Raw genomic sequence first — 17,310 nt, forward strand, 5'->3', positions numbered from 1 at the left:
CTGGCGTTGACTTTTGGCACGCTGTTGAGTTCTCAAGGAACGGTCGCTTCCTTCGTACTCACCCTCTCGGGCTTTCCTCCGGGCGCTTCCCTTCGGCGTTTCCGACTCTATCAGATCCTTTCGGCGTCTGATTCCCGGTCGGCGGGCCGTCTGCGGGGTTTTCGGCTTTCGCCGTCCGCCCTTTCGACATTCACTACGTTAGCTCATTCCCCGGGCGACTCATAATCGAGTCCGGCGAGTCGAATTCGGGCACGCGAGCGCGCCAAAATCGACCCCGTCGAGGGGTGCTAGCTAGGTAGTGGGGTGGCCGCTCCGGCTGCAGGCGATCGCCGTACCCGGTTCAGCGGCTCGGGATACATTACGCATCTTCGTAGGGCGAGTCAACTTCGGCGGTGCCTCGGCACGTGGGCCCGATACGGGCTCACCGTAGGGTCCCCCGCCACCCAGTAACGCCAGGGATGGACGTCGCCGTTCCCGCCCTCGCCGGCGACTCCGGTGCGAGGGCCGTTGCGTACCTGGTCAGGGGCTACCGGCGTACCCGTCAGCATGCGCAGCGGGGTCTCGCCGGAGGCGCACGCGTCCGTGCCGTCCAGGGCGCGGTCCACCTCCAGGGCCGTCGCCAGGCGGGCGGGGCCCTTGGCCAGTTCCTTGTCATTGCGGGCCGAAACTCGCCGCTTGCGGGCCAGTTCCACGCCCTCGACGACCTCGCCGGCGCGCAGCAGGACGGCGCTCGCCCGGCCCTCGGGACCGCAGACGAGGTTCATGCAGTGCCACATGCCATAGGTGAAGTAGACGTACACGTGTCCGGGCTCGCCGAACATCACTGCGTTGCGGGCGGTGGGGCCGCGGTAGGCATGGGAGCCGGGGTCGTTCGGGCCGTCGTACGCCTCGACCTCGGTGAGGCGTACGGCGATCGGGCCGTCCGGTGTCGTACGCACCAGGATGCGACCGAGCAGGTCCGGGGCGACCTCCAGGACCGGGCGGTCGAAGAACTCTCGGGGCAGTGGCGTACGGTCCGGGGGCGCGATCATGCCCTCCGAGGGTAGTGCAGACGCGGCACCGCTCCGGCGGAACCGGTCGGGGGGTGGATCGCGTTTGTAGGGGTCGAGGGCCTTCGTAAAGGGAGAGTCAATGGCGTTCAAGAAGCTGCTCGCGAGCCTCGGTGCCGGTGGGGCGTCCGTGGAGACGGTGCTGACCGAGGTCAATGTCGTGCCGGGCGGGGTCGTCCAGGGCGAGGTGCGGATCCAGGGCGGGTCCGTGAACCAGGACGTCGAGGGGCTGTCCGTCGGTCTGCAGGCCAAGGTCGAGGTGGAGAGCGGCGACCAGGAGTACAAGCAGGACATCGAGTTCACCAAGGTGCGGCTCGGCGGGGCCTTCGAGCTGCAGGCGGGTGCGGTGCACGCGGTGCCGTTCGGCCTGGAGGTGCCCTGGGAGACGCCGGTCACGATGATCGACGGGCAGTCGCTGCGCGGGATGCACATCGGGGTGACGACCGAGCTGGCGATCGCGCGGGCCGTCGACTCCACCGATCTCGACCCGATCAACGTGCATCCGCTGCCGGCGCAGAAGGCGATCCTGGACGCCTTCATCCAGCTGGGCTTCCGCTTCAAGAACGCGGACATGGAGCGGGGGCACATCCGCGGGACGCGGCAGACGCTGCCGTTCTACCAGGAGATCGAGTTCCACCCGCCGTCGCAGTACCGGGGGCTGAACCAGGTGGAGCTGAGCTTCGTGGCCGACGAGCACGCGATGGACGTCGTGCTGGAGATGGACAAGAAGCCGGGTCTGTTCAGCGAGGGGTCGGACACCTACCGGTCGTTCCAGGTGGGGCTGAACGACTGGATGGGGACCGACTGGGCGGCTTATCTGAACCAGTGGCTGTCCGAGGTCGGCAGCAAGCGCAACTGGTTCTAGGCTCGGGAACTGCTGGTTCCAGATCATCGATCAGGAGGTACCGAGGTGACCGAGCTCAAGCGGCGGCCGCTCCCCCACGACTTCCATCCGCCCGTGCCGTCGTTCACGGTGACGAGCGACGACGTCCAGGAGGGTGCGACGCTAAAGAGCGCCCAGGTCCACGCCGAGGGCAACACCTCGCCGCACCTGCGCTGGGAGGGCTTCCCGCCTCAGACCAAGAGCTTCGCCGTGACCTGCTACGACCCCGACGCGCCGACCGGCAGCGGGTTCTGGCACTGGGTGCTGTTCGACATCCCGGCCTCCGTGACGGAGCTGCCGGCCGGTGCGGGCAGCGGCAAGTTCGAGGGGTTGCCCGAGGGCGCCGTACACGCGCGCAACGACTACGGGACGAAGGACTTCGGCGGCGCCGCGCCGCCGCCCGGGGACGGGCCGCACCGGTACGTCTTCACGGTGTACGCGGTCGACCAGGAGAAGCTCGGTCCGGACGCGGACGCGTCGCCGGCCGTCGTCGGCTTCAATCTGCGGTTCCACACCCTCGCACGCGCGCAGCTCATCGGGGAGTACGAGAACCCCGCGCAGGGCTGAGCGCGGCGCCGCGATTCAGCCGAGCGTTCACGGAACGTTTGCCCGCCTCCGGTCTTGGAAGTGATCGGAGGCGGGCATTTTTTATTGCGTTGTCCATCTCGGCGCGCCCGTCCAGAGTTGATCCAAGCCCGCCGGGGGGTGGGCAGGTGCACACGGGAGGTGGGCTGGATGCGGGACACGCTGGTGCTGAACGCGAGCTTCGAGCCGCTGTCGACGGTGACGTTGAATCGAGCCGTCGTTCTGGTGCTGCAGGACAAGGCCGTCGTCGAGCAGGCCCACCCCGAACTGCGCATGCGTGGCGCCGATGTGGACATACCCGCGCCCCGGGTGATCCGGTTGTGCAGGTACGTACGGGTGCCGTTCCGAAGACAAGCCCCTTGGTCGAGGCGGGGTGTGCTGGTCCGGGACCGGCACCGGTGCGCGTACTGCGGGCGCAGGGCCACGACCGTGGACCATGTCGTGCCGCGGGCACAGGGCGGGCAGGACACGTGGCTGAACACGGTGGCGGCGTGTGCGGAGGACAATCACAGGAAGGCCGACCGGACTCCGGAGCAGGCCGGGATGAAGCTGCTGAGGGAGCCGTTCGAGCCCACGCCGGCGGATGCGATGTTGCTCGCGCTGGGTGCCGAGGAGTTCGAGGCGCTGCCGGGCTGGTTGGCTCGGGATGCTGCCTGACCAGACGCCGTGGGCTCCTGACGTACGTCGGCTGCGGGTTCGTTGTGGTTGATCGCGCAGTTCCCCGCGCCCCTGAAGGGGCGCGGCAGGAACCCGGCGTTCTTCAGTGACCCCTAGTCGATGCTCGGCTTCTCGCGGCGTTCTGTGCTGGGGCCATTGTTCTGGGCGGGTACGTTGGCTCCGCCGTTGCCCTGGTTGCCGCCGCCCAGGGGGCCGAAGTTGCCCATCGCGCCGGAGAGGCCCTTGAGGGCGTCGCCGATTTCGCTGGGGACGATCCAGAGCTTGTTGGCGTCGCCCTCGGCGATCTTCGGGAGCATCTGGAGGTACTGGTAGGACAGGAGCTTCTGGTCCGGGTCGCCGGCGTGGATGGCCTCGAAGACCGTACGGACCGCCTGGGCCTCGCCCTCGGCGCGCAGGGCGGCGGCCTTGGCCTCACCCTCGGCGCGCAGGATCTGGGACTGCTTCTCGCCCTCGGCGGTGAGGATGGCGGCCTGGCGCGTACCTTCGGCGGTGAGGATGGCGGCGCGCTTGTCACGGTCGGCGCGCATCTGCTTCTCCATCGAGTCCTGGATGGAGGTGGGCGGTTCGATGGCCTTCAGCTCCACGCGGTTGACGCGGATGCCCCACTTGCCCGTGGCCTCGTCGAGGACGCCGCGCAGGGCGGCGTTGATCTCCTCGCGGGAGGTCAGGGTGCGTTCGAGGTCCATGCCGCCGATGATGTTGCGGAGCGTGGTGACCGTCAGCTGCTCGATGGCCTGGATGTAGCTGGCGACCTCGTAGGTGGCCGCGCGGGCGTCGGTCACCTGGTAGTAGATGACGGTGTCGATGTTGACGACCAGGTTGTCCTGGGTGATGACCGGCTGCGGCGGGAAGGGTACGACCTGTTCGCGCAGGTCGATGCGGTTGCGGATGGTGTCGATGAACGGGACCACGATGTTCAGGCCCGCGTTCAGGGTGCGTGTGTAGCGGCCGAAGCGCTCGACGATGGCCGCGCTGGCCTGTGGGATGACCTGGATGGTCTTGATCAGGGCGATGAAGACCAACACCACCAGAATGACCAGGACGATGATGACCGGTTCCATCGTGTTCCCCGTACCCCTCTCCGCCTCGGCGCCTTCGGCAGATCCCGTGCTTGCAGAAGATCTTGCTGGTCGAGTCTGTCAGACTTCGCCCAACTCGTGGGCCGGATGCCTCAGATGACGATGGCGGTGGCCCCTTCGATGTCCACGACGTCCACCTCCTGGCCCACTTCGTAGGCGCGGCCGGTGTCGAGCGCGCGGGCCGACCAGACCTCTCCGGCGAGCTTGATACGGCCGCCGGAGCCGTCGACGCGTTCCAGGACGACGGCCTGCCTGCCCTTCAGGGCGTCGATACCGGTGGCGAGTTGGGGGTGCTGTCTGCTGTGCCGGGCCGCGATGGGGCGGACCACGGCGATGAGTGCGACCGAGACGACGACGAACACGAGGACCTGGAGCACGGCGTCGAAGCCGAGTGCGGCGGCGACGGCGGCCGCGACGGCACCGACCGCGAACATGCCGAACTCCGGCATGGCGGTGACGACGAGCGGGATTCCGAGTGCCGCCGCGCCGACGAGCCACCACACCCATGCGTCGATGTCGTTCACATGGTCATGGTAGGGCCGGGGCCGGGCGGCGGACAGGGCGCGAAGGGGAAGCGCACAGGGGGTCAGGACGGGGCGTCAGGACAGGGGCAGGCCCTGGGCGGTCCAGCGGTCGCCGACCTGCTCGACGACGAGCGGCAGGCCGAAGCAGCGGGAGAGGTTGCGGGAGGTCAGTTCCAGCTCGATGGGGCCGGCGGCGAGGACCTTGCCCTGGCGGATCATCAGGACGTGGGTGAAGCCGGGGGCGATCTCCTCGACGTGGTGCGTGACCATGATCATCGAGGGGGCGATGGGGTCGCGGGCGAGCCGGCCGAGGCGGCGGACGAGGTCCTCGCGGCCGCCGAGGTCGAGGCCGGCGGCGGGCTCGTCGAGCAGCAGCAGCTCGGGGTCGGTCATCAGGGCGCGGGCGATCAGGGTGCGCTTGCGCTCGCCCTCGGAGAGGGTGCCGAAGCGGCGGTCGAGGAAGTCGCTCATACCGAGGCGGTCGAGGAAGGCGCGGGCGCGCCGCTCGTCGACCTCGTCGTACTCCTCCTGCCAGTGGGCCGTCATGCCGTACGCGGCCGTGAGGACCGTCTCCAGGACCGTCTGGCGCTTGGGGAGCTTCTCGGCCAGGGCGATGCCGGCCATGCCGATGCGGGGACGCAGGTCGAAGACGTCGACCTTGCCGAGGGTGTCGCCGAGGATGGTGGCGGTGCCCTTGCTGGGGAAGAGGTAGCTGGAGGCGACGTTCAGAAGGGTGGTCTTGCCGGCGCCGTTGGGTCCGAGGATGACCCAGCGCTCGCCCTCCTTCACCGACCAGGAGACCTGGTCCACGAGAGCCCGGCCCTCGCGGACCACGGATACGTCCTGAAGCTCCAGAACATCGCTCATGAGCGCGTTGTCTCCCCTTGCAGTGTGGCCGGTCTCGGCTGTCGCGTACGCCTGTGGCTCGGTCCGCCGCGCCTGTGGGCGCAGCCCTTATGAAATCTACGCCACGCGCGCGCCGCTCCATTCCTTCGGCCCGGTCCTTAGGGTGGGGGCATGCTCTCGGAACCGCGTTCTGGACGCCTTGCCGCGTGGGGAAATGCCCTTTTGGCCGGACTCGTCTCCCCGGATGACGCCGCGCTCGCCATTGTGGGCGAGGACACGGTGCACCGGGTGGAGGGGCTGCCCGGGGAGTCCGCGCAGGTCGGGCTCACGCTGGCGCTGGGGCGGCTGCGGGCGCTGGGGGCGACCGGGCTGCGGGTGGCGCTGCCGGCGCCGGGGCATCCGCTGGGGCTGAGCGGTCCGCCCGAGTTCAATGCGCGGGCGCTGGAGGCCGAGGAGGCGGTGGTCTGCTTCGGCGCCGCGTTCGGGCTGGTGCCGGAGGTGTACGAGGCCGGGCCGGAGGGCGATGTGCATGCCGAGGTCGTCTGGCGCGTGCTGCCGGTCCGGGAGGCGCCGCCCGCCGATGTGCCGTCGCTGGGCGAGGCCGAGCGGGAGCTGGCGGAGGCGCTGCGCGACGCGACCGACATGCTGGCGAAGCTGGACGTCGCCGGGTCCGGTCCGGTGGCGGAGGCGGCGATCGACGCGTACCGGGCGCGGGCCGAGCGGGGGCGTGAGGTGCTGGCGCCGGGATACCCGCCGCGTGCGGTGCGGGTGCTGGAGCTGGCGCAGCGGGTGGCGCTGCTGATCTCGCTGGCGTACGACCACGGGCACGGGGGTGCGGTCAGCTCCTCGGAGATGGCCGCCCGGGCGGAAGCCTTGCGGCCCGTGGAGCGGACGGCCCGCCGGGCGCAGGTGGCGGCGTACAACTCGATCGTGGAGGAGCGGGAGCGCGGGGTGCGCTGAGCTGCCGGGGGTGCCTGTGTCGACGCCGGTACCGGCGGTCCCGTGGTGCGTGCCTGCGTGCGGGCGGGCGGTCAGCCGCGGCGCCCGTACGCCCGGCGCACCACAGGGGTGCTGACCGGGCCGTGCGGCCTGCGGGGAGCGGGGCCGCACCGACGTCGTCACGGCGGCAGGCCTCCCGGGCGGTGCCGGGAGGCCTGTGGTCGGTGTCGGCCGGGACTCAGTGGTTGAGGCCGAGGTTGCCGAAGGCCGGGTTCAGCACGCCGATGACGCTCACGCTGTTGCCGACCGCGTTCACCGGGACGTGCACCGGGACCTGGACGACGTTGCCCGAGCCGACGCCCGGGGAGCCGTGGGCCTCGCCGCCGGCCCAGCTGCCGGTCGTGGCGGAGGCCAGGCCCGCTCCGGCGGCCACGAGGCCACCGGCCACCATCGTCACGGCGGCTGCCTTCTTCAGGTTCTTCACTTTCCAACCCCTCCTAGGCGGTCACCGCGGCGGTTCGCCGCGGCACGCACTGGAGAACGGCGGAGATCGCCGGAGGATGCGCCATCCGGGTGACATTCCCACGACGGTATGAATCTCAGCCCGGAGCGGAACCCTCCGTATTGCCGGTCGCACCGGCGCGCACGGCGCCTTTCAGCCGGTCACGCCGTGGCGTACGGCCCACAGGGCGGCCTGGGTGCGGTCGGCGAGGTCGAGTTTCATGAGGATGTTGGAGACGTGCGTCTTGACGGTCTTCTCGGACAGCACGAGGGCGCGGGCGATCTCGCGGTTGGAGCGGCCGTCCGCTATCAGGCCGAGCACCTCGCGCTCCCGGTCGGTGAGCGAACCGGCTCTGCTCTGGCCGGAGTTGGCCTCTTCCTGGGAGAGCAGGGCGCCGGCGACCTCCGGCTGGAGCAGGATGTGCCCGGCGTGCACGGAGCGGATGGCTCCGGCGAGGGCGTCGGGGTCCACGTCCTTGTAGACGTATCCGGCGGCGCCCGCGCGCAGGGCCGGTACGACGGTGCGCTGCTCGGTGAAGCTGGTGACGATGAGCACGCGCGCGGGGTGGTCGAGTTCGCGCAGCCGGCGCAGGGCCTCGATGCCGTCCATGCCGGGCATCTTGACGTCCATCAGGACGACGTCCGGCCGCAGTTCCTCGGCGCGGTCGACTCCCTCGGCGCCGTCGGCGGCCTCACCGACGACCTCTATGTCGTCCTGCACCTCCAGAAAGGTGCGCAGGCCCCGCCGGACGACCTGGTGGTCGTCGACGAGCAGCACTCTGATCGCGTCAGCCACCGGGCACCTCCATCTCGATCGTGGTGCCCTTGCCGGGCGCCGATTCCACGGTCAGCGTGCCGCCGACCCCGCTCGCGCGGTCCCGCATCGAGACCAGGCCCAGATGCCGTCCGGCGCGGCGGACCGCGCTCGGGTCGAAGCCGCTGCCGTCGTCAGTGACGCGCAGCACGGCTCCGCAGCCGCGCCGCCCGACGCTCACGTCGACGTGTTCGGCGCCGGAGTGGCGCAGTGCGTTGTGCAGGGCCTCCTGGGCGACCCTGAGCAGGGCCTCCTCCTGTGCGGCGGGCAGGGCACGGAAGCCGCTGCTGGTGAAGGTCACGCGCGCGCTGTGGGCGCGGTCGAGGACCTGGGTCTGGGTGCGCAGGGTGGCGATCAGGCCGTCCTCGTCCAGTGCGGCGGGGCGCAACTCCACGACGGCGGCGCGCAGTTCGTCGGCGGCCTCGGCGGCGAGCGCGGCGACCTGGTGCAGCTCGCCCTTGGCGCGGGCGGGGTCGCGGTCGACGAGGGCCGCGGCGGCCTGGGCGGTCAGGCGCAGAGAGAACAGTTTCTGGCTGACGGCGTCGTGCAGTTCGTGGGCGAGGCGGGAGCGTTCCTCGGCGATGGTCAGTTCGCGGCTGCGTTCGTAGAGCCGGGCGTTGGTCAGGGCGATGGCGGCGTGCTGGGCGAGGATGGCGAGCAGTTCCTCGTCCTCCTCGGTGAAGCCGCAGCTGCCCTCCGGCTTGGCGCAGCGCTTGTTCGCGAGGAAGAGCGCCCCGATGACCTCCTCGCCGTCCTTGATCGGCAGGCCCAGGAAGTCGGCCAGCTCGGGATGGGCGCCCGGCCAGCCCTCGAAGCGGGGGTCCTTGCGCACGTCGGCGAGGCGCTCGACCTTCGCCTCGCGCAGCATCGCGGCGAGGATGCCGTGCTGGCGCGGGAGCGGGCCGATGGCGCGCCACTGCTCCTCGCTGACGCCGTCGACGACGAACTGCGCGAAGCCGCCGTGGTCGTCGGGGACGCCCAGGGCGGCGTACTGGGCGTCGAGCAGCTCGCGGGCGGAGGCGACGATCGTCTTCAGGACGTCGCGCACCTCCAGATGCCTGCTCATGGCCAGCAGCGCGGCACTGACCGCTGCGAGGCCGGACCGGGGGCCTTGACTCATGTCCTCACGGTACCGGCGGGGTGTGACACCGCGGATCGGACCAGTGGCCGCGGGACCAGGGCCGCTGGTCCTAGGGCGGCGGGTCTAGGGCCTGGGGCCCCGGGCGTGCGGTGTACGCCGAAGGACCCCTGCGGTTTGCGGCCCGCGTCCGAGGCGGCGGGTGCGGTGCCGTTCCTAGGTTGTGCCCATCGCCCGGTGGGGCGGTGAGCGACGAGGGGACGGGGTCATGCCGGTAGGGATCATCACGGGGGCTTCGAAGGGCCTGGGGCGGGCGCTCGCCGAGGCGCTGGCCGCGCGGGGCTGGGATCTGGTGCTGGACGCGCGGGGCGCGGAGGCCCTCAAGGAGGCGGCGCAGGGCGTGGCGGGGCACGGCACGCGCGTGGAGGCGCTGGTGGGGGATGTGACGGACGCCGGGCACCGGGCCGCGCTGGTGGCGGCCGCGCGCGAGCTGGGCGGTGTCGATCTGCTGGTCAGCAACGCGAGCGCACTGGGCGCCGAGCCGCTGGTGCGGCTGGCGGAGCTGCCGGTGGAGGGGCTGCGGCGGGCGCTGGAGGTGAACGTGGTGGCCGCGCTGGGCCTGGTCCGTGCGGCGCTGCCGCTGCTGCGGGAGTCGCCGGCCGGGACGGTGATCGCCGTCAGCTCGGACGCGGCGGCCGAGGCGTACGGGACGTGGGGCGGCTACGGCGCCTCGAAGGCGGCCCTGGACCAGCTCGCGGCGGTGCTGGGCGTGGAGGAGCCCGGCCTGCGGGTGTGGGCGGTGGATCCCGGGGACATGGCGACGGAGCTGTACGCGGCGGCCGTACCCGGCGACGACGATCCGCGTCCGGCGCCCGCCACGGTCGTACCGGCCTTCCTGCGGCTGCTGGACGAGCGGCCGGCCAGCGGGCGGTACACGGCGCCGGCGCTGCTGGAGCGGCGGTGAGCAGGGGCACCGGGGTCCCTCCGCTCGCGCGGAGCCGGACGTGGGGGAAGGCGCCGGAGGGGCTGTCCGCGCGCGTGCCCGCCGAGCAGCGGGGCCCGGGGCTGGACCGGGACGCCGTACGGCTGCTGGTGTCGCACGGTGAGGAGGTGACGCATCACGCGTTCGGTGAGCTGCCGGAGCTGCTGCGGGCCGGGGACCTGCTGGTGGTGAACACCTCGCCCACGCTGGCCGCGGCGGTGGACGGGCGGATCGGGCACGCGCGCGTGGTGGTGCACTTCTCCACGCGCGGTGACGACGGCCGGTGGGCGGTCGAGCTGCGGGAACCGGACGGACGCGGTACCACGCGCGCGCGTACGGGCGCGCGTACGGGTACGGAGGTGATGCTGCCCGGGGCCGGCCGGCTGGTGCTGGAGGAGCCCGTGAGCCCGCGCGGGGAGCGGCTGTGGTGGGCCCGGCCGGATGGCGACGTCCTTGAGCTGCTGCGCGCGCACGGGCGGCCCATCCGCTACGCGTACACGGAACGGGACCAGCCGCTGTCGGTGTACCAGACGGTGTTCGCGCTGCCGTCGGCGGACGGGTCGGGCAGTGCGGAGATGCCGAGCGCGGCGCGGCCCTTCACCGCGCGTCTGGTGACGGAACTGGTGAGCCGGGGGGTGCGGTTCGCGCCGGTCACGCTGCACACGGGCGTGGCGTCGGCGGAGGCGCACGAGCCGCCGTATCCGGAGCGGTTCGCGGTGCCGGAGGCGTCCGCGCGGCTGATCAACGCGGTGAAGGCGGAGCAGCCGGGGCGCGCGGCGGGTCCTGGGCAGCGGGCGGGCGGCCGGGTGATCGCGGTCGGTACGACGGCCGTGCGGGCGGTGGAGTCGGCGGCCGGGCCGGACGGGGTGGTGCGGGCGGCCGCGGGGTGGACGGATCTGGTCGTGACGCCGGAGCGCGGGGTGCGGGTGGTGGACGGGCTGCTGACCGGACTGCACGAGCCGCAGGCCTCGCATCTGCTGATGCTGGAGGCGGTCGCGGGGCGGGCCGCGGTCGACCGCGCGTACGAGGAGGCCGTTCGGGGGCGATATCTGTGGCACGAGTTCGGCGACGTGCATCTCATCCTGCCGGAGGAGAGCCCTCACCCTGAGCATTGCGATGGCAACACTTGGTGAGTTCGTTACGTCTCCGATGTGAGCCCGCGCATAGGGTCCACATCACGTACGAAGCGGCATAGGAGATAAACCAGCCCCAGATGAACGGGACAGACGGTCAGGTCTGTCCCGTTTTGCCCTTCCCGGGTCCACTATGCCGGATCGTACGTCACCCCTTTGCCTGGACTTTTTGCGCCAGCTAAGAATTGCTCCCGTCGCTCAACGCCGTGGGTCACCGGCCCGCGGCGTTCGTGTGGGAGGAGCCGATTCCCCCGGCGGACGCAGGAGCGACCTCCGCGCCAACGAAGAGGTCACATCAGCCATGCCCAAGAACATCCTCAACCGTGCTCATAGTCTGGTCCTGACCAAGCAGCGCCAGATCGCCGTCGCCGGCGTCGCCGCGCTCGGCACCGCCGCCATCGCCCTCGCGGCCGTCCCCGGCAACTCCGGCACCGTCACCACCGGCGCCTCCGCCGCCGACACCGCCCAGGTCGCCGCCGACGCCCAGCTGAAGAACGTCAAGGGCACGGTCACCGACCAGCTCGCTCCCCAGACGGTCAAGCTCGACGCGTTCGCCGCGCAGAAGAAGGCCGCCGACGCCGCCGCCGCCAAGCAGCGCGCCGAGGCCGCCGCGAAGAAGGCCGCCGCCGACGCCGCCGCCAAGAAGGCCGCGCAGGACCGCGCCGCCAAGGAGGCCGCGAGCCGCTCCGCCGAGCGCCCGCAGATGGAGCTGGTCTCCGCCAAGACGTACGCGAACAACCTCGACGGCTGGATCCGGCACTCGCTGGACATCATGCGCGCCCAGGGCATCCCCGGCAGCTACAACGGCATCTACCGCAACGTGATGCGCGAGTCCTCGGGCAACCCCAGCGCCATCAACAACTGGGACATCAACGCCCAGAACGGCATTCCGTCCAAGGGTCTGCTGCAGGTCATCGACCCGACCTTCCGTTCCTACCACGTGGCCGGCACGTCCTGGAACATCTACGACCCGGTCGCCAACATCACGGCCGCCTGCAACTACGCGGCGCACCGGTACGGCTCCATGGACAACGTCAACAGCGCGTACTGAGGCCTGGCGCGGACCTCTGACACGTGACGCCGAAGGGCGGCACCCCAGCACGGGGTGCCGCCCTTCTCGTCGTACACGCGGCTACTTGCGCATGACCTCCGGCTCGTGGCGGCGCAGGAAGCGGGCCACGAGGAAGCCGCAGACCACGCCGAGCGCGATCAGCGCGACCATGTCCAGGCCCCAGGCCCCGGCGGTGTGGTTCCACAGCGGGTCGGTGCTGCCCGGGTCGTCGGTGTTCGGGGCGATGTTGTTGAAGTCCAGCGTGGCGCCGGCGGCGGCCACCGCCCAGCGCGACGGCATCAGGTACGAGAACTCGTTGACCCCGAGCGTGCCGTGCAGGGTGAACAGGCAGCCGGTGAAGACGACCTGGATGATCGCGAACATCACCAGCAGCGGCATGGTCTTCTCGGCCGTCTTCACCAGCGAGGAGATCACCAGGCCGACCATCATCGAAGTGAAGCCGAGCGCCATGATCGGCAGGCACAGCTCGAGCAGGGTGTTGCCGCCGAGGACGAGCCCCTGGTCCGGGATCTCGCGGGGCGAGAAGCCGATCACGCCGACCATCAGGCCCTGCAGCACCGTGACGACGCCGAGCACGACCACCTTGGACATCAGATACGCCGACCGGGACAGACCGGTCGCGCGCTCCCGCTCGTAGATCACCCGTTCCTTGATCAGCTCACGGACCGAGTTCGCGGCGCCCGCGAAGCACGCGCCGACGGCGAGGATCAGCAGCACGGTGGTGGCCGTGCCATTGGGGATGTGCTGGCCCGTCCGGGGGTTGATCGCCTCGTTGACCAGCAGGCCGCGGTTGTGGTCGATCAGCAGGCTGACCGAGCCGAGCACCGCCGGGAGGATCACCGTCAGCGCCAGGAAGCCCTTGTCGGAGACGATGACCGACACATACCGCCGGATCAGGGTCATCAGCTGCGAACCCCAGGCCTGCGGCTTGGGCGGCTTCATGGCCTGCGGCGGAGGCATGGGTACGGACTGCGGGGCCACCGAGTCCACGTCCGCGGCGTACATCTGGTAGTGCTGCGAGCCCTTCCAGCGGCCCGCCCAGTCGTAGTCGCGGTAGTTCTCGAAGGCGGAGAAGACATCGGCCCAGCTGTCGTAGCCGAAGAAGTTCAGCGCCTCCTCCGGCGGGCCGAAGTAGGCGACGGCCCCGCCCGGCGCCATCACCAGCAGCTTGTCGCACAGCGCCAGCTCGGCCACCGAGTGGGTCACCACGAGCACCGTACGGCCGTCGTCGGCGAGGCCGCGCAGCAGCTGCATGACGTCGCGGTCCATGCCCGGGTCGAGACCCGAGGTCGGCTCGTCCAGGAAGATCAGCGACGGCTTCGTGAGCAGCTCCAGGGCCACCGACACGCGCTTGCGCTGGCCGCCGGACAGGGAGGTGACCTTCTTGTCCTTGTGGATGTCGAGCTTGAGCTCGCGCAGCACCTCGTCGATGCGGGCGTCGCGCTCGGCGGCGGTGGTGTCGGCCGGGAAGCGCAGCTTGGCCGCGTACTTCAGGGCCTTCTTGACGGTCAGCTCCTTGTGCAGGATGTCGTCCTGCGGGACCAGTCCGATGCGCTGGCGCAGCTCGGCGAACTGCTTGTACAGGTTGCGGTTGTCGTACAGCACCTCGCCCTGGTTGGCCGGCCGGTAGCCGGTGAGCGCCTTCAGCAAGGTGGACTTGCCGGAACCGGACGGGCCGATGACCGCGATCAGGGACTTCTCCGGGACGCCGAAGGACACGTCCTTCAGGATCTGCTTGCCGCCGTCGACCGTGACGGTCAGATGGCGCGCGGAGAAGGAGACCTCACCGGTGTCGACGAACTCCTCGAGCCGGTCGCCGACGATCCGGAAGGTGGAGTGGCCGACGCCGACGATGTCGGCCGGGCCGAGCTGCGCCGAGCCGCCCTTGGGGATCGGCTGGCCGTTGACATAGGTGCCGTTGTGCGAGCCGAGGTCGCGGATCTCCAGCCGGCCGTCGGGCGTGGCGTGGAACTCGGCGTGATTCCGCGAGACCTGCAGGTCGGAGACGACCAGGTCGTTCTCCAGGGCGCGGCCGATGCGCATCACCCGGCCGATGGCGAACTGGTGGAAGGTGGTCGGGCTGCGGTCGCCGTAGACCGGCGGCGCCCCCGCGCCACCACCGGGTGCCTTCTGCGCGTACTGCTCACCGGGCCCCGCCTGCTGCGGGAACGCGGGCGCCTGCTGCTGCCAGCCCGGCTGCTGGGCCTGCGGCTGCGCGGGCGCCTGGTGCGGTACGGCCTGCTGCGGGACCGGTGCCTGCGGCTGCGCGGCCGCCTGCTGCGGTGCGGCGGCCTGCTGGGCCCAGCCCGGTGCGCCGGCCGCCTGGCCTGCGGCGCCCTGCGCGGCGTACGGCGCCGGCTGCTGGTGGCCGGCCGCGGCCCCGGTCAGATTCAGCCGCGGTCCGTCGGTCGCGTTGCCGAGGTGCAGCGAGGCGCCCGGCCCGATCTCCATCTGCTGGATCCGCCGGCCCTGCACGAACGTGCCGTTGGTGCTGCCATGGTCCTCGATGACCCAACTGCGGCCGTTGAAGCTGACCGTGGCGTGCCGCCAGGACACCCTGGCGTCGTCGAAGACGATGTCACCCTGCGGATCGCGCCCGAGGGTGTAGGGCCTGGACGGGTCCAGCGTCCAGGTCCGTCCGTTTGATTCCAGTACGAGTTCCGGCACTCCATGCCCCACTGAGTTGTCCCCCGAAGTTCCCCCATCACAGGGAGTCTAGGGATGTCGAACATCGGGGGGAACTATTTCAGGCTCGGCCCTCTGACCGAAACCCGGGCCTTGTCACGGGCGCCCGCGCGCGCTTCAACTCGCCCCGTTGACGGGGTTGAAACCGGGCCGGAGAGTGGTAATCCCGACGAGGGGGACAGACGCGGCTTTGGTGCCGTAGCGCGGATCGGGGGGCTGCCCTATCGGGGGGCTGCCACATCGGGTCTGCCAATCGGGGGTCTGATCGGGGGGTCTGCCATGAGGTCAGCCACGAACAGCGGGTTCGCCGCCGGGTCCGCCGCCGGAACCGCGCGACGCCCCGCGGCGGTGCCCTGGAAGGACGTCCTGCTGTCCGCGATCGCCACGGTGAGCTGGGCGCTGATCGGGATGGCGGGCACGGCCGCGCTCGGCCTGCATCTGCTCCAGGCGGACTCCACCGCCTCATTGGGCCCCATGACAGCGGCAGTTGTGGCCCTCGCGGCGGGTGGTTCGGTCTCGCCGTCGGGCGACGTGTCCGCCTTCGGACTGAAAGGCGCCGAGGCCCACACCGCCGTCGATATCACGCCACTCGGGGTGAGCCTGGCGGGCGCCCTGCTGCTCTCCTGGTTCTTCCTACGATCCCTGCGCACGGCGGGAGTTGTCGTCGCGCCCGCCGAACTCCTCGCCCGCGCGGGCACGGTGGTCGCCCTCTTCGTGGCGGTGCTGGGCGGTCTGGCCTGGGCCGGCCATGACGTCGTCACCGTCGACGGCGGCTCGCTCGGCCTGGACAGGCTGCCCGGCACGGGCGGCAGGGGCGGCGGACTGAGCATCCCCGGCATCGGCGACGTCGGCGGACTGCTGCCGGACCGGCTCGGCGACCTCGTCCACGCCAAGGCCGCGGTCGGCTTCACCGTGGACACGACGGCCACACTGCTCGGCGGCGCGCTGTGGTGCGCCGGTGTCCTGCTGATCGCCCTGCTCGCCTCCCGGCGCGCTCCCCTGCCGCCGGGCTGGTCCGTCGTGCACCGGGCGGTACGGCCGGCGGTGTCGGCGCTCGTCACCGTGCTGCTGGTGACCGTCGCGGCGGGGCTCGCGGCGGCGGCGTACGCGGCCGCCGGCGACGACCACCCGGCGCGGATCGCCGGCGCGGCCCTGCTCGGCGCCCCGAACGGGGTCTGGCTCGGCCTCCCCCTCGGTCTCCTCGTCCCCTGGGACGGCCACGCCACCGGCGCCCTCGGCGGTTTCCTCCCCCACCCGCTGGACCAACTCCTCACCGCGCACGCCGACCGCCCCGTGACACTCGCCCGGCTGGCCGACCTGGACAGCCGGGTATGGCTGCTGGCCGTGGCCGCGGGCCTGGCCATGCTGCTGGCGGGCATCCTGACGGCTGCGCGGACACCGGTGGGGCGGTCGTCGGTAGGGCGAGGGTCGGTGGGGCGGCAGGCCGACGGTGTCTTGGGCTTCGCCGCCCGCTGCGGCCTGCGGCTCGGTCTCACCACCGCGCTCGCCCTGCCCGTGCTCGCCTGGCTGACGGACGTGTCCGTGTCCTCCTCCCTGTCCGTCCTCGGCTTCGACGCCTTCGACGCGGGCATCGACCTGCACGGCCGCCTCGGTCCGGCCCTCCTTCTGGGCGCGGCCTGGGGCGCGGCCGCCGGGGCCCTCGGCGCCCTCGCGGCTCGGGCAACGGGCGCGGCGGGGGCACGAGCGGTGCCGGTGGCCCGGTTGGCGGCGGGGGCGGGCCGGGAAGAGCGCGGCGAGGCGCCGGGCACCGGGGCGGGCGGCGATCGGGGCGTGGGGGACGAGGGTGCCCTGGGTGGGGACGGTGGGGACTCGGCGTACGGGGGTGGCGACGGCGTCGGGCCCTACACGCCGGATACGCCGTACCGGCCGCCGAACCCGGACACGAACCCCTATCTCCGGGTGCGCGAGGATCCCCAGGCGCCGGAGGACGTGCGCGAGGAGCCGCCGGAAGCCGGGCCTACGGGCGTCCCGGACGACGTCTACGGCGCGCCGACCATCGCGGGGCCGCTCGACGCCGCTCCCCCGCCGCGGCGCCGCGGCACGGCACGGCGCGGTGACCGCTCCCGGGGCGCCGACGGCACCGAATGGCCACCCCCGCCCCCGCCCCCGCCGCCCGCAGCACCACCGGGGAAGCGGAAGCCCCGCGGCTGAGACCCGGCAGCTCACCAGGGCGTTTGGCTGTCCATCAGCAGGTCACCAGCACGTACCCACCCAGTCCCGGCCGGGGCGCCGCGCCGAGCCGGTCGGGACACGGGCGAACCCGCCGTACGCCGTACCGGTCCTGGCAGCGCCGCCCGTCCCAGGACCGCTCCTCGCCACGGCCCTGCCCGTCAGGGCATCTCGTGGGACAGTCGTGGTGGGGCCGCGGGCCGCCGGGTGCCGGTGGGCCGGTGTCTCCCGGTGGCAAGATCCCTGACACCGACGCGCCATCCATTGTTCGG

General features: G+C 71.7%; 16 protein-coding genes. 8 read left to right on the plus strand and 8 right to left on the minus strand.

What is annotated here, in order from left to right:
- Window positions 1–380: 380 nt before the first annotated feature.
- The gene (locus AB0950_RS14150; RefSeq protein WP_360571192.1) at window positions 381–1,031 is read right to left on the minus strand and encodes a DNA-3-methyladenine glycosylase; all 651 of its coding nucleotides are present in this window, start codon (window positions 1,029–1,031) and stop codon (window positions 381–383) included.
- Window positions 1,032–1,131: 100 nt separating this feature from the next.
- Between AB0950_RS14150 and AB0950_RS14155 the strand changes: the two genes are divergently transcribed.
- The 3 genes from AB0950_RS14155 (at window position 1,132) to AB0950_RS14165 (ending at window position 3,174) form a co-directional block, all read left to right on the plus strand.
- Window positions 1,132–1,914, plus strand: coding sequence for a sporulation protein (locus AB0950_RS14155; RefSeq protein ID WP_360150946.1), 783 nt, complete (start codon window positions 1,132–1,134; stop codon window positions 1,912–1,914).
- 45 nt (window positions 1,915–1,959) lie between these two features.
- The gene (locus AB0950_RS14160; protein WP_360571196.1) at window positions 1,960–2,499 is read left to right on the plus strand and encodes a YbhB/YbcL family Raf kinase inhibitor-like protein; all 540 of its coding nucleotides are present in this window, start codon (window positions 1,960–1,962) and stop codon (window positions 2,497–2,499) included.
- 168 nt (window positions 2,500–2,667) lie between these two features.
- Entirely contained in the window at window positions 2,668–3,174 is a 507-nt protein-coding gene (locus AB0950_RS14165) for an HNH endonuclease (RefSeq protein ID WP_360150940.1), read from the plus strand.
- 113 nt (window positions 3,175–3,287) lie between these two features.
- On the opposite strand, the gene AB0950_RS14170 is transcribed toward AB0950_RS14165, so the two are convergent.
- The 3 genes from AB0950_RS14170 to AB0950_RS14180 form a co-directional block, all read right to left on the minus strand.
- Complete coding sequence (locus AB0950_RS14170; protein ID WP_330340876.1) at window positions 3,288–4,256, minus strand: SPFH domain-containing protein; 969 nt, start codon at window positions 4,254–4,256, stop codon at window positions 3,288–3,290.
- A gap of 110 nt (window positions 4,257–4,366) precedes the next feature.
- Complete coding sequence (locus AB0950_RS14175; RefSeq protein ID WP_360150935.1) at window positions 4,367–4,798, minus strand: NfeD family protein; 432 nt, start codon at window positions 4,796–4,798, stop codon at window positions 4,367–4,369.
- A 75-nt stretch (window positions 4,799–4,873) separates the two neighbouring features.
- Window positions 4,874–5,665 (minus strand): ABC transporter ATP-binding protein, encoded by a 792-nt coding sequence (locus AB0950_RS14180; protein WP_360150932.1) that lies wholly within the window; start codon window positions 5,663–5,665, stop codon window positions 4,874–4,876.
- 150 nt (window positions 5,666–5,815) lie between these two features.
- Between AB0950_RS14180 and AB0950_RS14185 the strand changes: the two genes are divergently transcribed.
- Window positions 5,816–6,604 (plus strand): hypothetical protein, encoded by a 789-nt coding sequence (locus tag AB0950_RS14185; RefSeq protein ID WP_360150929.1) that lies wholly within the window; start codon window positions 5,816–5,818, stop codon window positions 6,602–6,604.
- Between the two features lie 217 nt (window positions 6,605–6,821).
- Here AB0950_RS14185 and AB0950_RS14190 read toward each other — a convergent pair whose 3' ends face one another.
- The 3 genes from AB0950_RS14190 to AB0950_RS14200 all read right to left on the minus strand — a co-directional run bounded on the left by AB0950_RS14190 (window position 6,822) and on the right by AB0950_RS14200 (window position 9,018).
- The gene (locus AB0950_RS14190; RefSeq protein WP_360150926.1) at window positions 6,822–7,067 is read right to left on the minus strand and encodes a chaplin; all 246 of its coding nucleotides are present in this window, start codon (window positions 7,065–7,067) and stop codon (window positions 6,822–6,824) included.
- 171 nt (window positions 7,068–7,238) lie between these two features.
- Window positions 7,239–7,880 (minus strand): response regulator transcription factor, encoded by a 642-nt coding sequence (locus AB0950_RS14195; RefSeq protein WP_360150923.1) that lies wholly within the window; start codon window positions 7,878–7,880, stop codon window positions 7,239–7,241.
- Window positions 7,873–9,018, minus strand: a complete 1,146-nt coding sequence (locus AB0950_RS14200) for a GAF domain-containing sensor histidine kinase (RefSeq protein ID WP_360150920.1) — start codon at window positions 9,016–9,018, stop codon at window positions 7,873–7,875. The genes AB0950_RS14195 and AB0950_RS14200 overlap by 8 nt, the downstream gene beginning before the upstream one ends.
- 226 nt (window positions 9,019–9,244) lie before the next feature.
- On the opposite strand from AB0950_RS14200, the gene AB0950_RS14205 reads away from it, so the two are divergent.
- From AB0950_RS14205 to AB0950_RS14215, 3 genes are all read left to right on the plus strand, one after another.
- Window positions 9,245–9,940 carry an SDR family oxidoreductase gene (locus AB0950_RS14205; protein WP_360150917.1) on the plus strand — a complete coding sequence of 232 codons (696 nt, stop codon included), beginning with the start codon at window positions 9,245–9,247 and terminating at the stop codon, window positions 9,938–9,940.
- Window positions 9,937–11,091, plus strand: coding sequence for an S-adenosylmethionine:tRNA ribosyltransferase-isomerase (locus tag AB0950_RS14210; protein WP_366778601.1), 1,155 nt, complete (start codon window positions 9,937–9,939; stop codon window positions 11,089–11,091). Before AB0950_RS14205 ends, AB0950_RS14210 begins: the two co-directional genes overlap by 4 nt.
- 301 nt (window positions 11,092–11,392) lie before the next feature.
- Window positions 11,393–12,142, plus strand: coding sequence for a transglycosylase SLT domain-containing protein (locus tag AB0950_RS14215; RefSeq protein ID WP_366778602.1), 750 nt, complete (start codon window positions 11,393–11,395; stop codon window positions 12,140–12,142).
- An 81-nt stretch (window positions 12,143–12,223) separates the two neighbouring features.
- Here AB0950_RS14215 and AB0950_RS14220 read toward each other — a convergent pair whose 3' ends face one another.
- Window positions 12,224–14,830, minus strand: coding sequence for an FHA domain-containing protein (locus tag AB0950_RS14220; protein WP_360150908.1), 2,607 nt, complete (start codon window positions 14,828–14,830; stop codon window positions 12,224–12,226).
- Between the two features lie 297 nt (window positions 14,831–15,127).
- On the opposite strand from AB0950_RS14220, the gene AB0950_RS14225 reads away from it, so the two are divergent.
- Window positions 15,128–17,020, plus strand: a complete 1,893-nt coding sequence (locus AB0950_RS14225) for a streptophobe family protein (protein WP_366778603.1) — start codon at window positions 15,128–15,130, stop codon at window positions 17,018–17,020.
- The last annotated feature ends 290 nt before the right edge of the window (window positions 17,021–17,310 follow it).

The sequence above is a fragment of the Streptomyces sp. NPDC007189 genome, assembly GCF_040703635.1.
GTDB lineage: Bacteria > Actinomycetota > Actinomycetes > Streptomycetales > Streptomycetaceae > Streptomyces.

What these genes read in the sequence shown, in the direction of transcription:
- AB0950_RS14150 (WP_360571192.1), bottom strand. Translation starts at nt 1,031, where the DNA reads ATGATCGCGCCCCCGGACCGTACGCCACTGCCCCGAGAGTTCTTCGAC.
- AB0950_RS14155 (WP_360150946.1), top strand. Translation starts at nt 1,132, where the DNA reads ATGGCGTTCAAGAAGCTGCTCGCGAGCCTCGGTGCCGGTGGGGCGTCC.
- AB0950_RS14165 (WP_360150940.1), top strand. Translation starts at nt 2,668, where the DNA reads ATGCGGGACACGCTGGTGCTGAACGCGAGCTTCGAGCCGCTGTCGACG.
- AB0950_RS14170 (WP_330340876.1), bottom strand. Translation starts at nt 4,256, where the DNA reads ATGGAACCGGTCATCATCGTCCTGGTCATTCTGGTGGTGTTGGTCTTC.
- AB0950_RS14180 (WP_360150932.1), bottom strand. Translation starts at nt 5,665, where the DNA reads ATGAGCGATGTTCTGGAGCTTCAGGACGTATCCGTGGTCCGCGAGGGC.
- AB0950_RS14185 (WP_360150929.1), top strand. Translation starts at nt 5,816, where the DNA reads ATGCTCTCGGAACCGCGTTCTGGACGCCTTGCCGCGTGGGGAAATGCC.
- AB0950_RS14200 (WP_360150920.1), bottom strand. Translation starts at nt 9,018, where the DNA reads ATGAGTCAAGGCCCCCGGTCCGGCCTCGCAGCGGTCAGTGCCGCGCTG.
- AB0950_RS14205 (WP_360150917.1), top strand. Translation starts at nt 9,245, where the DNA reads ATGCCGGTAGGGATCATCACGGGGGCTTCGAAGGGCCTGGGGCGGGCG.
- AB0950_RS14215 (WP_366778602.1), top strand. Translation starts at nt 11,393, where the DNA reads ATGCCCAAGAACATCCTCAACCGTGCTCATAGTCTGGTCCTGACCAAG.
- AB0950_RS14225 (WP_366778603.1), top strand. Translation starts at nt 15,128, where the DNA reads ATGAGGTCAGCCACGAACAGCGGGTTCGCCGCCGGGTCCGCCGCCGGA.